12 protein-coding genes, 1 tRNA gene and 1 pseudogene are annotated in these 13,535 nt (G+C 53.2%); 12 read left to right on the forward strand and 2 right to left on the reverse strand.

Going from position 1 to position 13,535, the window contains the following annotated elements; translation table 11 throughout:
• The first annotated feature begins 61 nt into the window (after nucleotides 1-61).
• From GCU45_RS23760 to GCU45_RS23795, 8 genes are all read left to right on the forward strand, one after another.
• The gene (locus tag GCU45_RS23760; RefSeq protein WP_167527205.1) at nucleotides 62-1,252 is read left to right on the forward strand and encodes a methyl-accepting chemotaxis protein; all 1,191 of its coding nucleotides are present in this window, start codon (nucleotides 62-64) and stop codon (nucleotides 1,250-1,252) included.
• A gap of 145 nt (nucleotides 1,253-1,397) precedes the next feature.
• On the forward strand, nucleotides 1,398-2,153 hold the full coding sequence (pstB, locus tag GCU45_RS23765) for a phosphate ABC transporter ATP-binding protein PstB (RefSeq protein WP_076170457.1): 756 nt from the start codon (nucleotides 1,398-1,400) through the stop codon (nucleotides 2,151-2,153).
• Between the two features lie 49 nt (nucleotides 2,154-2,202).
• Entirely contained in the window at nucleotides 2,203-2,862 is a 660-nt protein-coding gene (phoU, locus tag GCU45_RS23770) for a phosphate signaling complex protein PhoU (protein ID WP_145160147.1), read from the forward strand.
• 179 nt (nucleotides 2,863-3,041) lie between these two features.
• Nucleotides 3,042-5,708: a DNA polymerase I gene (gene polA / locus GCU45_RS23775; protein WP_152400990.1), complete on the forward strand. Its 2,667-nt coding sequence runs from the start codon at nucleotides 3,042-3,044 to the stop codon at nucleotides 5,706-5,708.
• 126 nt (nucleotides 5,709-5,834) lie between these two features.
• Nucleotides 5,835-6,668, forward strand: coding sequence for a DNA-formamidopyrimidine glycosylase (mutM, locus tag GCU45_RS23780; RefSeq protein ID WP_152400992.1), 834 nt, complete (start codon nucleotides 5,835-5,837; stop codon nucleotides 6,666-6,668).
• 141 nt (nucleotides 6,669-6,809) lie between these two features.
• Nucleotides 6,810-7,580, forward strand: a complete 771-nt coding sequence (locus GCU45_RS23785; RefSeq protein WP_152400993.1) for a manganese efflux pump — start codon at nucleotides 6,810-6,812, stop codon at nucleotides 7,578-7,580.
• Between the two features lie 14 nt (nucleotides 7,581-7,594).
• Nucleotides 7,595-8,191, forward strand: coding sequence for a dephospho-CoA kinase (gene coaE / locus GCU45_RS23790; RefSeq protein ID WP_152400995.1), 597 nt, complete (start codon nucleotides 7,595-7,597; stop codon nucleotides 8,189-8,191).
• On the forward strand, nucleotides 8,188-8,751 hold the full coding sequence (locus tag GCU45_RS23795) for a lytic transglycosylase domain-containing protein (protein WP_076170451.1): 564 nt from the start codon (nucleotides 8,188-8,190) through the stop codon (nucleotides 8,749-8,751). Before coaE ends, GCU45_RS23795 begins: the two co-directional genes overlap by 4 nt.
• A gap of 91 nt (nucleotides 8,752-8,842) precedes the next feature.
• Here GCU45_RS23795 and GCU45_RS23800 read toward each other — a convergent pair whose 3' ends face one another.
• Entirely contained in the window at nucleotides 8,843-9,061 is a 219-nt protein-coding gene (locus GCU45_RS23800) for an alpha/beta-type small acid-soluble spore protein (protein WP_076170450.1), read from the reverse strand.
• Between the two features lie 214 nt (nucleotides 9,062-9,275).
• Here GCU45_RS23800 and nrdR point away from each other — a divergent pair, with 214 nt between their 5' ends.
• Nucleotides 9,276-9,743: a transcriptional regulator NrdR gene (gene nrdR, locus GCU45_RS23805; RefSeq protein ID WP_076170449.1), complete on the forward strand. Its 468-nt coding sequence runs from the start codon at nucleotides 9,276-9,278 to the stop codon at nucleotides 9,741-9,743.
• A gap of 224 nt (nucleotides 9,744-9,967) precedes the next feature.
• Nucleotides 9,968-10,040 (forward strand) — tRNA-Ala (locus GCU45_RS23810).
• Nucleotides 10,041-10,090: 50 nt separating this feature from the next.
• Here the strand turns inward: GCU45_RS23810 and GCU45_RS23815 are convergent.
• Nucleotides 10,091-10,969 (reverse strand): AraC family transcriptional regulator, encoded by an 879-nt coding sequence (locus tag GCU45_RS23815; RefSeq protein WP_152400997.1) that lies wholly within the window; start codon nucleotides 10,967-10,969, stop codon nucleotides 10,091-10,093.
• 161 nt (nucleotides 10,970-11,130) lie between these two features.
• Here GCU45_RS23815 and GCU45_RS23820 point away from each other — a divergent pair.
• Both GCU45_RS23820 and GCU45_RS23825 read left to right on the forward strand, forming a co-directional pair.
• Nucleotides 11,131-12,314: pseudogene (locus GCU45_RS23820) on the forward strand (Gfo/Idh/MocA family protein).
• A gap of 49 nt (nucleotides 12,315-12,363) precedes the next feature.
• Complete coding sequence (locus GCU45_RS23825) at nucleotides 12,364-13,449, forward strand: Gfo/Idh/MocA family protein (RefSeq protein WP_152400999.1); 1,086 nt, start codon at nucleotides 12,364-12,366, stop codon at nucleotides 13,447-13,449.
• Nucleotides 13,450-13,535: the final 86 nt, after the last annotated feature.

Here is a 13,535-nt window from a genome sequence, read left to right on the forward strand (position 1 = left end):
TTAACGCTCGGGAGGTATGATGCGGCTAAAGACTAGAGAGCCGAAGAGGGGGAGGGCCATATTGTCCACACTGTACGCCGATCTGGAACAAAGCATTCGTGCAAATGGAAACCCAGCTCAAGAAGGTAACGCTTCCGCGCAAGGCCATACTGAAGCCAGCACGCTAGAGGTAGGGGATTCCGGGGATCGCCCCACGCCGGCGGAATACTGCCGGATGGTTCCGCTGCTGGACGCTCAGACGAGCTGCCGTGAAGTTCTGGAGCTGATCAAGGAGCAGCCGGATCTTCCCTGCGTGGTCATCGGAGGGAAAGAGGGCGAGCCGTTTGGGCTGGTCATGCGGGACACCTTTTACCGGAAGCTGACCGGCCGGTTCGGCGCCGATTTGTACTTTGGCCGTCCTGTAGAGAAATTTGCGGATATGCAGCCCCTGATCGCCGACATTGGAGCCGATCCCGGACTGCTGATCCAGCAGGCGCTGGACCGCCCCGAATCCCAATTTTATGACTGCGTCATTTTGACGGATCACGGGCAACTGGCAGGCGTATTGACGGTCCTGGATTTGATGATCATGTCGGGCCTGCTTCAGACGGGGGCTGAGCAGCGGCGCAAGCAGACGGTAGCGGAGAGCTTCAGGCATGTCACCGGGATGGAGGAATCGCTGCAGCAGGTAGCGGAGGCGGCGAACGCCACGCTGATAGAATGCCGCCAGATGAAAGAATGGTCGCTGAACGGACGCAGCAAACTGGATGAGGTCAGTCAGTCCTATTCTAATGTGGTGGAACGGATGAACGAGAATCAGCAGCAGGTGGCCCGGCTTATCCAGGATGTCGACACGATCTCGGCATTAACCCGGACCATTTCGGAGCTGGCGGATAAAAGCAATCTGCTGGCCATGAACGCATCGATCGAGGCGGCGCATGCCGGTGAGCACGGACGCGGCTTTCAGGTCGTCGCTGCTGAAGTCAGATCGCTCGCAGGACAGACCCGGCAGCTGGCGGCGGATATTTCCGGACTGCTCGGAAGCATCAGCCGGCTGGCGAAGGAAACGGGGGCTTTAACTACGGCCGGAGTGGGCGAGATCACGGCCAGCGCGGAGCTGCTAGGTGAAGGAAGCCGGATGTTCGGTGAGCTGGAAAAGGCGGTCGAGCACGTGGCGGGGACCGGTGAAACCGTGAACCGGTTGGCGGGAGATACGGCCATACGGGCCGCCGTCATCAGACAGGAACTGGAAAAGGGAAGTTCTTTTGCTTAATATTGGATCTGCTAGTTTACACATTTTACACTGCGTTTACAATTGTGGGACACAGCATTTACATAACGGCATTACTATAGATAGGTGCCATATAGATGAATTGAACTTCATAGACCCTTTTTGAAAAAAGGAGAAGCGATTGTAAATGGAAGATATTATCGATATTGAGCAGTTGAATTTGTACTACGAGCAGTTTCATGCGCTTAAAAATATAGACCTGGACATTCCCGAGAAAACGATCACTGCCTTTATCGGCCCTTCCGGATGCGGCAAGTCGACCCTGCTGCGGACGCTGAACCGGATGAATGACATGATCACAGGCACGCATATCGAAGGCTCCGTCAAGATCGGCGGCAAAGATATTTACGGCAATGACGTGCACGTGGAAGCTCTTCGCAAGCAGGTGGGCATGGTGTTCCAGCAGCCGAATCCGTTCCCCAAATCGATTTACGACAATATTGCCTACGGCCCTCGTCTGCACGGCACACGCGATAAGAAGGTCCTCGACGAAATTGTGGAGCAGAGCCTGCGCCAGGCCGCGCTGTGGGAAGAGGTTAAGGATTACTTGAAGCGTTCGGCTCTCAGCCTCTCGGGCGGACAGCAGCAGCGTTTGTGCATTGCCAGAGCATTGGCGGTTCAGCCGGACATTCTTCTGATGGATGAGGCGACCTCTGCGCTCGATCCGATTTCGACGCTAAAGATTGAGGAATTGGTGCAGGAGCTCAAGGAGACCTATACCATCGTTATGGTGACTCACAATATGCATCAAGCTGCCCGGATTTCCGGCCGCACGGTATTTTTCCTGAACGGGGAAGTCGTCGAAGCCGACGATACCAAGGAGTTGTTTACCAACCCGAGGGACTCCCGTACCGAAGATTATATTTCCGGGCGTTTCGGGTAACCGGCAGCAAGATGAGCATTAAATATATCCTAGGGGGAACAGGGCAGCGATGATTCGGAGAAAAGAGTTGGATCAGGATTTAGAGGTACTGCGCACATTGCTTCGCCAGATGGGCGCGCATGTGGTTCATGCTTTGGAAGAGGCGGTTGTCAGCCTGAAAACGCTCGATGCGGTGAAGGCACAGCAAATCGTCAAGGATGACGCCAAGCTGAACGCGATGGAAGAGGAGATCATGGACATCGGCTCTCGCCTGATCGTCACCCAGCAGCCGGTAGCCAAGGATTTGCGGAGAATTCTTGTAGCCTTTAAAATTTCGAGCGATCTGGAGCGCATGGGAGACCTTGCCCTTGATGTTGCCAAGGTGACGCTGCGGCTGCAGGGGCAGGAGCTGATCAAGCCGCTGATCGACATTCCGCAAATGGCTGAGCTGGTGCAAGTGATGATCGAGGAGTCCATTACGTCTTATTTGGACGAAAATACCGACCTTGCTTATAAAATGGCCAAGGACGACGATCAGGTGGACCAATTCTACAGCCGGATCATCACGGAATTGTACGGCTATATCGCCTCGAATCCCGAAACGCTGTCGCAAGCGATGCTGCTCACACTGGTTGCCCGGTACATCGAGCGGATCGCCGATCACGCCACGAATATCGGGGAGAGCACGGTGTATCTCGTCACCGGCCGGCGTCCTGATTTGAATCAATAACATCATCATACATGAGATCAAGGAGCTGACCCGCACAGGCGGGAAGCTCCTTTTTTGCCGTGAAGGAATTGACAGAAATTACGCTTAGGAGATTTGCGGTAAAACGGCCTAATTTTTTCTCGAAAAGGGGCGTGTATGGTATCATAAATGAAGGACGTTTGATAAAGGGAAGGTGCCCAATGAACAAGCTGATTTTGATAGATGGAAACAGTATTATTTACCGCGCATTTTTCGCAATGCCCCCGCTGACGAACACCAAGGGTCTGCATACGAATGCTGTGTACGGATTTACGAATATGCTTCTGCGTTTAATCGAAGACCATAAGCCGACGCACATGATGGTTGCGTTTGACGCCGGAAAAATGACGTTCCGCCACGAAGGCTACCAGGAATACAAGGGCGGAAGGGAAAAGACGCCGCCGGAGCTGTCGGAACAGTTCCCGCTGCTCAAAGAGCTGCTGCAGAGCTTTGGCATCGCTCAATATGAGCTGAGCGGTTACGAGGCGGATGATATCATCGGGACCGTTTCCCGCATCGCCGAGGAGGAGGGGCAGCAAATTCTCGTCGTGACCGGGGACAAGGATATGCTGCAGCTGGCTTCGGACCATGTTCAGGTGGGCCTGACACGCAAAGGGGTAACGGAAATCGAAACCTACGCACCTGAGCAAATCAAGGAGCGGTACGGACTGACCCCGCTTCAAATCATTGACCTGAAGGGTCTCATGGGGGACCCGTCGGATAACATTCCGGGAATTCCGGGCGTCGGCGAGAAGACGGCGCTCAAGCTGCTGCACCAATTTGGATCGGTCGAGGAAGTGCTGGCCAATACGGCCGAGCTGAAGGGGAAGATGAAGGAAAAGATCGAAACCCATTCCGATGACGCGGTTCTCAGCAAGAAGCTGGCGACCATTTACCGCGAGGTGCCGCTGGACAAGTCGTTTAACGAGATGGTATTCCCGGGCTTGAAGGAAGAAACGGCAGGCCCTGCCCTCGCCAAGCTGGAATTCAAATCGCTGCTGGAGCGGTTGTCCTTCCATGCGGACGGTAACACGCACTCGGATGAGGAGCAGGCCAAGGCTGCCGAACGGGAGATCGAGGTCACCGTCGTTGACGGCGAAAATGCGGACGAGCTGATCGCTGCATTGGACGCCGTGCAGCTTATTCATGTCGAGACCAGCGGGGAGAACCCGCATCACGCCGACGTGATCGGGGTCATGTTCTCCACCGAGCCGAAGCATTACTACGTTCCGTTCGAGCGAATGAACGAGTCTTGGGCGGAGCCGCTGCGGACGTGGCTGGGGAACCCGGATGTTCCGAAACGGGGATATGACCTGCACCGCACGGATCTGGCGCTTCACTGGAAGGGCATCGCGTTTGCCGGGGCGTCGTTTGACGTGCAGCTGGCCGCGTATTTGCTCGATCCGACGGAAGCCAACCAGAATGTCAACGCGCTTGCTTCCAAATACGGGCTGCCGGTGCTGGCGGCGGATGAGGACGTATTCGGCAAGGGCGCCAAATACAAGGTGCCGGAGCAGGACGTGCTGAGCGGGCATCTGGCCCGGAAGAGCGCCGCGCTGCTGGAGATCATTCCGCTTCAGGAGAAGGAGCTTGCGGACAATGAGATGAGCTCTCTGTTCCATGACCTGGAGATGCCGCTGTCGCGGATTCTGGCGGACATGGAGAAGCAGGGCATCGCAGTCAACAAGGACGATTTGAAGGCGCTCGGAACGGAATTCGAGTCCCAGATCAAGTCGCTGGTCGAGCAGATATATGAAATTGCAGGCACCGAGTTCAACCTCAACTCGCCGAAGCAGCTGGGAGAGATTCTGTTCGTCAAGCTGGGCCTGCCTGTTGTGAAAAAGACCAAGACCGGCTATTCTACTGACGCCGAAGTGCTGGAGAAACTGGCACCGTATCACGATGTCGTACGCCTGATTTTGCAGTACCGGACCATCGCCAAGCTTCAGTCGACGTATGTGGAAGGCCTGCTGAAGGAAATTTCGGAGGAAACGGGCAAAGTGCACACGTATTACCGCCAGACGATTGCGGCTACAGGACGTCTCAGCAGCCAGTTCCCGAACCTGCAGAACATTCCGATCCGTCTGGAAGAAGGACGGAAAATCCGCAAGGTGTTCGTGCCATCCGAACCGGGCTGGTACATTCTGGCCGCCGACTACTCTCAGATCGAGCTGCGGGTGCTGGCCCATATCTCGGGGGATGAAGGCCTGAAGGAAGCCTTCCTGCACGATATGGACATCCATACGAAGACGGCCATGGACGTGTTTGGTGTCAAAGCCGAAGACGTTGACGCCAATATGCGCCGGTCCGCCAAAGCGGTTAACTTCGGTATCGTGTACGGCATCAGCGACTATGGTTTGTCCCAGAACCTGAACATTACCCGGAAGGAAGCAGCCCAATTTATCGATCAATACTTCGACGCCTTCCAGGGTGTTCGCAAATATATGGACGATATCGTCAGAGACGCCAAGCGCGACGGTTATGTCACCACGCTGCTGGAGCGCAGACGGTATCTGCCGGAAATCAATGCGAGCAACTTCAATCTGCGTTCCTTCGCCGAGCGGACGGCGATGAATACGCCGATCCAAGGCACCGCCGCCGACATCATCAAGCTGGCTATGGTTCAGATGGATGCGGCGCTGGCCAAAGAGAAGCTGAAGAGCCGTATGCTGCTTCAGGTGCATGACGAATTGGTATTCGAAGTCCCTGAGGACGAGCTGGAGCTTATGAAAAAACTGGTGCCGGAGACGATGGAGCATGCGCTGGCCCTGTCCGTACCGCTCAAAGCCGAAGTGAGCTACGGAGTCAATTGGTACGAGGCGAAATAAAGGGCTCCGTAAGCGCCCGTATTCAGATTTACGGGATCCCCGCGAGGTACTTGAGCAGGCTTCGAAGAAAAAGCGCCGCTTTGTGGGGTTGTCTTACGCTATAATAGAGGTTGAGGTGAAGTCATCATGCCGGAATTGCCGGAAGTCGAAACAGTCAAAAGAACACTCAATCAGCTCGTGAAGGGCAAGGTGATTGACCGCGTTAGTGTGAACTTGGCGCGGATCATTCAGCGCCCCGATGATATAGATCAGTTTGCGTGGATGCTGGCCGGACACACCATTGAAGGTGTGGAGCGGCGCGGCAAATTTTTGCGGATCCTGCTGGACGGGCTCGTGCTCGTCTCCCATTTGCGGATGGAGGGACGGTACGGGGTATACCAGAGCAGTGATCCGGTGGAAAAGCATACGCATGTCATTTTCCACTTTACCGACGGCACCGAGCTGCGGTACAAGGATGTGCGGCAGTTCGGAACGATGCATTTGTTCCAGCCCGGAGAGGAATTCCAGCTTCCCCCGCTCTCCAAGCTGGGATTGGAGCCGCTGGATCCGGCGTTTACGCTGGAACGTTTCAAAGAAACGCTGAATGGGAAGAAGACCAAAATCAAGGCTGTCCTGCTCAACCAGGCATATATCGTCGGCATCGGGAATATTTATGTGGATGAGTCGCTGTTTCGGGCGGGCATTCACCCCGAGCAGCCGGCCGATACGCTGACGGATGGGCAGCTCGAAGCGCTCCATCAGGCGATCGTAGCCACGCTTGCCGAGTCGGTTGAGGTAGGGGGATCTTCCATCAAGTCTTATGTCAATGGACAAGGTGAGATGGGCATGTTCCAGCACCAGCTGAAGATTTACGGCCGGCAGAGCCAGCCGTGCGTAAATTGCGGCACCGCCGTGGAGAAGACGGTCGTGGGCGGGCGCGGAACCCATTTCTGCCCGTCCTGCCAAACCCTGAAATCGTAACAATTCGAACTGGGCGTGCACCCCTTTTTTGTACCCTCCATATACTGAGGTAGAGATATCTTATGAAGCGGGGCTTCCGAATGCCTGATCCATACTGCAGGCTTTTTCGGGGCACCGCTTCTGTCACAGGGAGGGAACGGGGTGCTCAGTCATGTTCTTGCACTGCTGCTGCTTGCGTTAGCATTAAGTTTGGACAGTTTTGGTGTCGGCATTACATACGGCCTTCGTCAAATGAGGATTTCGCCGTTATCGATAGCGATTATTTCTTTATGCTCCGGGGTCATCATCTATGTGTCCATGCAGGTGGGCGTGCTGCTGGCCCAATTCGTATCCCCTTCGATCGCCTCCATCATTGGAGCGGTCATCCTGATCATTATGGGCTCGTGGTCGCTGGTACAGATGTGGATCCAGAAGGAGAAAAGCGGGGAAAGCAAAGAAGTCTTGGAAGCCAAAGACGCAGATGTCGCCAAGCAGGCTAAAGACGCCCAAACCAGCGGGATAGGGGGGCATGGCTTGCAAAGCTCCGGCGGAGAAGGTACACTGGACCCTGCCCAGCATGAAGCACCTGAACAAACGGTGTTTTCACTGGAAATCCGGAAGCTGGGCGTCGTGATCCGCATTTTGCGGACGCCATCTTCCGCGGATATGGATAAGTCGGGCAGCATCTCCGGATGGGAGGCTATGTGGCTTGGTATCGCCTTATCCCTTGATGCGTTCGGCGCGGGTCTAGGCGCGGCATTGCTCGGATTTTCGCCGCTGCTGACCGCCGTCGTGATCGCTCTCTTCAGCGGCACCTTTTTGGTCGTCGGAATGAAGACGGGACTGCGCTTTGCGTCCCGAACGTGGATGCGCCGGTTTACGGTGCTGCCGGCAATATTATTAATTGTAATGGGAATAATGAAGCTGTTATGAGGTGAGTTAAGGATATGAACATCGGGTTAACCGGAGGAATAGCGACAGGAAAAAGTACCGTATCCGCCCTCTTAGTCAGCAAGGGGGCGCTGCTTGTTGACGCCGACGTCATTGCCCGGGAAGTCATGCTCCCGGGTCATCCGGTTTTGGCTGCGGCCGTCGAGCATTTTGGACAAGTCATCCTCCTTCCGGACGGAACGCTGGACCGCAGACGCCTGGGGGATATCGTGTTTCACGATCCAGGCGAGCGCAAAGCTCTGAACGATATTACGCATCCTGCGATCCGTCAGGAGATCCGGGAGCAGATGCAGACCTTTGAACGGGAGCACCCGGACCGCCTGGTGGTGGTGGACATCCCGCTTCTGTTTGAATCGGGTCTGGAAGCGATGTTTGAGCAGGTCCTGCTGGTCTATGCCCCGTTTGAGGTACAGGTGGAACGCCTGATGGAGAGAAACCGGCTGACGAAGGACGAAGCGGTCGCGCGGATTCGTTCCCAAATGGATATCGAAGAGAAGAAGAAGCGGGCCGACGTTGTGATCGACAACAGTGGACAACCTTCCGAGACGGAGCGCCAAGTGGATGAATTTTGGAACCGGAAGGGCCTGCTATGAAGTTTTTACGCAAAAAAAGAGTGCTTCTTCTGTTGTTTTTAGGATTTGTCGTCATCCTGTTTTTTAATACGAACTGGATGTCGTGGTTTTACCCGATTCATTATAAAGAGAATATTCGTGAGCAGGCTGAGCGTTATGACGTCGACCCGTTCCTGGTGGCTTCGATTATCCGGGTGGAATCCAATTACAAGCTGGGCAAGGAGTCCAAGAAGGGGGCTCTCGGCTTGATGCAGTTAATGCCGGATACGGCCAATTGGGCGATGGAAAAGGCCAAGCTTCCCGAGGTGACGCTGGACCATATTAAGCATGAGCCGGAGGCCAGCATCGAAATCGGCACCTGGTATCTCAAAACGCTGTCGGAGCAGTTTAAAGGAAACCGGATTGCCGTGATCGCCGCATACAACGCGGGGCCTGGTAAAGTGGACGGTTGGCTGAAAAGGGGCGTATGGGACGGCACCTACGACTCGGTCAAAAATATTCCCATCGGGGAAACCCGGCACTACGTCCAGCGGGTCATTTATTACTACAATCAGTACACGCGGATATACAGCGAGTTTTAAAGGGAGTACTGTTCTGTCGCTAAACATAACAAAAGAAGCATTGGAGAAGCTAGGTTAGCGTCTCCAACACTTCTTCGGGTATCAAACCGAATTAGAATTGACCAGCCAGTTGTTGTTCAGCCAGGGTCACCAAACGTTTAGTGATAAGTCCCCCGATCGAACCGTTCTCATATGCAGTCATGTTGCCTTGGTATCCGTCTTGTGGGATGCTGATACCCAGTTCTTGAGCGACTTCATATTTCAATTGGTTCAGGGCTGCGGTAGCTTTAGGTACTACCAGGTTGTTGGAGCTGTTGTTGTTGGAAGCCATTGTTGTTCACCTCCTCGCTGTTTGTAAATGTATTATGTCTCGAAGCTCAAAAGTTCATTACTCTTTTTGAAAAGTTTTTGTTGGAAATTTAATACATTTCGGCGAGGCGGCAAGCTAATCCCTGACGGGATAAGGGTTCGCGATATTCGGACCCTGTGAATGTTCGTGATTTTGTTCTATATACACCGTGATTTGCAAAGGAAGGGAGTTTACCATGAAATGTCCGTACTGTGATTATGCCGGCACGAAAGTGCTGGACTCACGGCCCGCTAACGAAAATAAATCGATCCGCCGCAGGCGTGAGTGCGAGAAGTGCAGCCGGCGCTTTACAACGTTTGAGATGGTGGAGGAAACGCCGCTGATGGTCATCAAGAAGGATGGAAGCAGGGAAGAGTTCAGCCGGGATAAAATCCTCCGCGGCCTGATTCGCGCCTGCGAGAAGCGCCCGGTATCTGTGGAGCAGCTCGACATGATTGTCTCTGAGGTGGAGAAGTCGCTGCGCAACACCGCCGTGGCGGAGGTGGAGAGCCGCCAGATCGGCGAGCTGGTGATGGAGCAGTTGTATCCCGTGGACGAGGTGGCTTATGTCCGTTTTGCGTCGGTTTACCGCCAATTTAAAGATATCAACATGTTCATGAAAGAGCTGAAGGGGCTGCTGTCCAAAAATACGGTGGAGGACTAACCGTAAGGGAGCATGCTGCTTTGCCGGTCCGGCAACCATCTTAAAGAGCAAAAGGGCCTTCCAGGGTCTCTTTTGCTTTTGGCGGTGGTCATGTCATGAGAGCATAAGGCTGAACACTTGCATGAGCTCCAAAATCTTTTTTGAATTTTTTTGTTGACACATGCATAAATCTTTGATAAATTATAAGAGTCGCTGATACATAATAAATCAGTAGAAAATGATAAGGGGCCTTAGCTCAGCTGGGAGAGCGCATCGCTGGCAGCGATGAGGTCAGGGGTTCGATCCCCCTAGGCTCCATAGAAGAAAACCCTTGGGAATCAAGGGTTTTTTGTTTTGTCTTTTTGATATTAAGTCCTGGCCCACTTCTTCCGATACTGGTGGGGCGTAGTGCCCATACGCTGTTTGAACAATTTACAAAAATAAGAGCTGTTCGCCAAGCCAATCTCCTCAGCAATGAGCAAGATTGGTTTTTTCGTGGTCGTTAACAGCAGAACGGATTGATGGACCCGGCGGGCCATGATGTATTCGGAGATGCTGATGCCTGTCGCCTCTTTGAAGAGATGCGATACATGATAGGGAGATAAATGAAGCGACTTGGCCATGTCGTCCAGCCGAAACGGTAACGTATAGTTGGCCTCGATCCATGTCAATATGTGCTCCACCTGATGATTTTGGCGAAGGGCCGGTTTGGGCGGCCCGGCTTCGGTCCGCTGATCCCATACGTGTCTAATCGAACGGTACAGCATAACGAGAAATAAAGAAAATTCCTCATATCTTTCTGCCTCTGAAAGCGCGGGTAATTGATCATCCAAGCTTTTGTAGACAGCGTCCAGGATGTGAAGTTCATCGCTGGTGTCATACAAGCACGGAACAGGAAGTTCACCTAAATACATGAATCGATAAAAGGTATGAAGCGAAGGCCATTTTTCAAAATAAGACTCAAACATCGTCGGTTCAAAGGTCACAAGGGAACGTTCGAAGCATTGGCCTTCGTCGTATTCGAGCTTGAGATGATGAAGCTGATAAGGCTGAAAAATGCAGAGCATGCCCGGTTTGATGGGGTAGCGGTTGTTATTGACGATCATCGTCCCTTTCCCTTGATGGATCAACAATATTTCCACCCCGAGGTGGGAATGGAAGGTTTCTTTATGCTCATAGTTGACGCTTTTTCGTTTATAGGCAAAATGCAGGGGCACCTCGCTATAGTTACCCGCTACAAAAGACATGGCCGCTGCCTCCTTCTTCCCCGTATGTACTCGCTTCCGAATCTATTCTATCGCAGAACCGCAACCCAGTGTTATTTTTTCCCCCACAGCGAAGCACAATGTTCTCGCAGCTTCAGTTAATATCCTTATATACCAATGAAGAAAGCTAGGAGGTTAAATGGATGATCAAGGTTGCGATTATAGGGACCGGGGCGATTTCGTCCGCTCATATCGAAGGTTATCTGAAGTTGAAGGACCGCTGTCAAATTGTCGCGTTATGCGATCTTTATCCCGAGAAAGCCGAAAGCAAGCGGGATCAATACGGTTTGGACGCTGTCATCGTCAAGGATTACAAGGAACTGCTTGATCAGGAGATCGACCTGGTTTCCGTTTGTATGCCTCCGTTTGTTCATGCGCCTGTTACTATTGATTTCCTGAGTGCAGGCAGTCATGTGATCGTGGAAAAACCCATGGCTTCCTCTCTTGAAGAATGCGACGCCATGATCAAAGCTGCGGAACAAAGCGGAAAAGTATTATCCGTCATTGCCCAAAATCGCTTCAGAAATCCGATTATGAAGCTGAAGCACATTGTGGACAGCGGATTGGCCGGCAGAATTCTTCATGCCCAGGTGGATTCGTTCTGGTGGCGGGGCCATTGCTATTACGATCTATGGTGGCGCGGCACGTGGGAGAAGGAGGGAGGCGGTCCGACGCTGAATCATGCGGTTCATCATATCGACGCCCTGCTCTGGATGCTGGGTCAGCCCAGCGAGCTTCAGGCTTATATGAGCAACGTCGCGCATGACAATGCTGAAGTGGAGGATCTGTCCATCGCGATTTTGAAATATCCGAACGGCAGCTTAGGGCAAATTACAAGCTCCGTCGTTCATCATGGTGAAGAACAGCAGTTTATTTTCCAGGGTGAGCATGCCCGGATCTCGGCGCCGTGGCGGGTCACGGCTTCCAGGTCACTGCCGAACGGCTTCCCGGAGCGGGAACCCTCTCTCGAGGAGAGAATCCAGCAATACTACAGCGAGCTGCCGGATCTGCCGTACGAAGGCCATACGGCGCAGATCGATAATGTGCTGAATGCGATTGAGACGGGCGCGCCGGTACTGATTGACGGAGTCAGCGGACGGAATACGCTGGAACTTATTATGAGTATTTACAAATCCGCAAGCACCGGGGAAAGGTTAAGCTTCCCCTGCAGCAGGACGATCCTTTTTATACGCGGGAGGGTCTGATGAAGAATGCACCTCATTTTTACGAAAAGGGCAGCAGCATTGAAAATTTTGCGGATCTGAAAATAACGACAGGAAGCCGTTACGGCGGCGTAACGAACGGACAAACGTCAGGCGAACAGTAAACCCCAATCATCGGGATGGAGAACCTTATACGCGAAAGGGATGAAGGAGATGCAGAAGAACGACGGGATGAATTATGCCCCGAAAGGCAAACCCAATCCGGTGGTCAAGCCGGGTGAATTTGTGATCGCCGCGGTGGCGCTCGATCATGGGCACATCTATGGAATGGTCAACGGACTGATCGAGGCAGGAGCTACATTAAAGTGGGTTTATGACCGTGACCGGGCCAAAGCGGAAGCATTCGCACGAACCTATCCTCAAGTAACGATTGCAGCCTCCGAGGAAGAGATTTTGGCAGATCCGCAGGTTCAGCTTGTTGCAGGAGCAGCCATTACTTCGGAACGCTGTGCGCTGGGGCTTCGGGTGATGGACGCAGGCAAAGATTATTTTACGGATAAAGCTCCCTTTACCACGCTTGAGCAGCTGGAGTCGGCCCGCGCCAAAGTGCGTGAAACCGGAAGAAAGTATATGGTTTATTACAGCGAAAGGCTGCATGTCGAATCGGCGGTTTATGCCGGGCAGCTCATTGAGCAGGGCGCGATCGGGCGGGTGCTGCAGGTGACGGGCTTCGGACCGCATCGGTTAAACGCTTCGTCCCGGCCGGAGTGGTTTTTTCAAAAGAAGCAATACGGAGGAATTCTATGCGATATTGGCAGCCACCAGGTCGAGCAGTTTCTTTTTTATGCGGGTTGTAAACAAGCGGAGGTTCTGCACAGCAAAGTGGCAAACTACAACAACCCTGAATATCCGGAGCTTGAGGATTTTGGCGATGCCACCCTGCTAGGGGACAACGGGGCCACGCAATATTTCCGGGTGGACTGGTTTACGCCGGACGGCTTAGGTTCATGGGGAGACGGACGCACCCTGATACTGGGAACCGAAGGTTATATTGAGCTAAGAAAATATATCGATATCGCCCGCGACCGGACCGGCAATCATGTCTACCTGGTCAATCAGGAAGGTGAATATCATTTTCATGTTGACGGACAGGTTGGATATCCGTTCTTTGGAGAACTCATTCTTGACTGTCTGAACCGGACCGAAAATGCCATGACGCAGGAGCATGCGTTTATGGCGGCGGAATTGTGTTTGAAAGCGCAGGAAATGGCGATGGACGTGACCCGAAGCCGCAGCTGATTGCATGAGTAGTCCATGAAGTTAATGGAGCAGCTGCTTATAATGCATCTGTTAAAAATAACCTGGGGAGGGCCTCGTATGTATCA

Source organism: Paenibacillus cellulositrophicus, from assembly GCF_009363095.1.
GTDB lineage: Bacteria > Bacillota > Bacilli > Paenibacillales > Paenibacillaceae > Paenibacillus_AQ > Paenibacillus_AQ favisporus.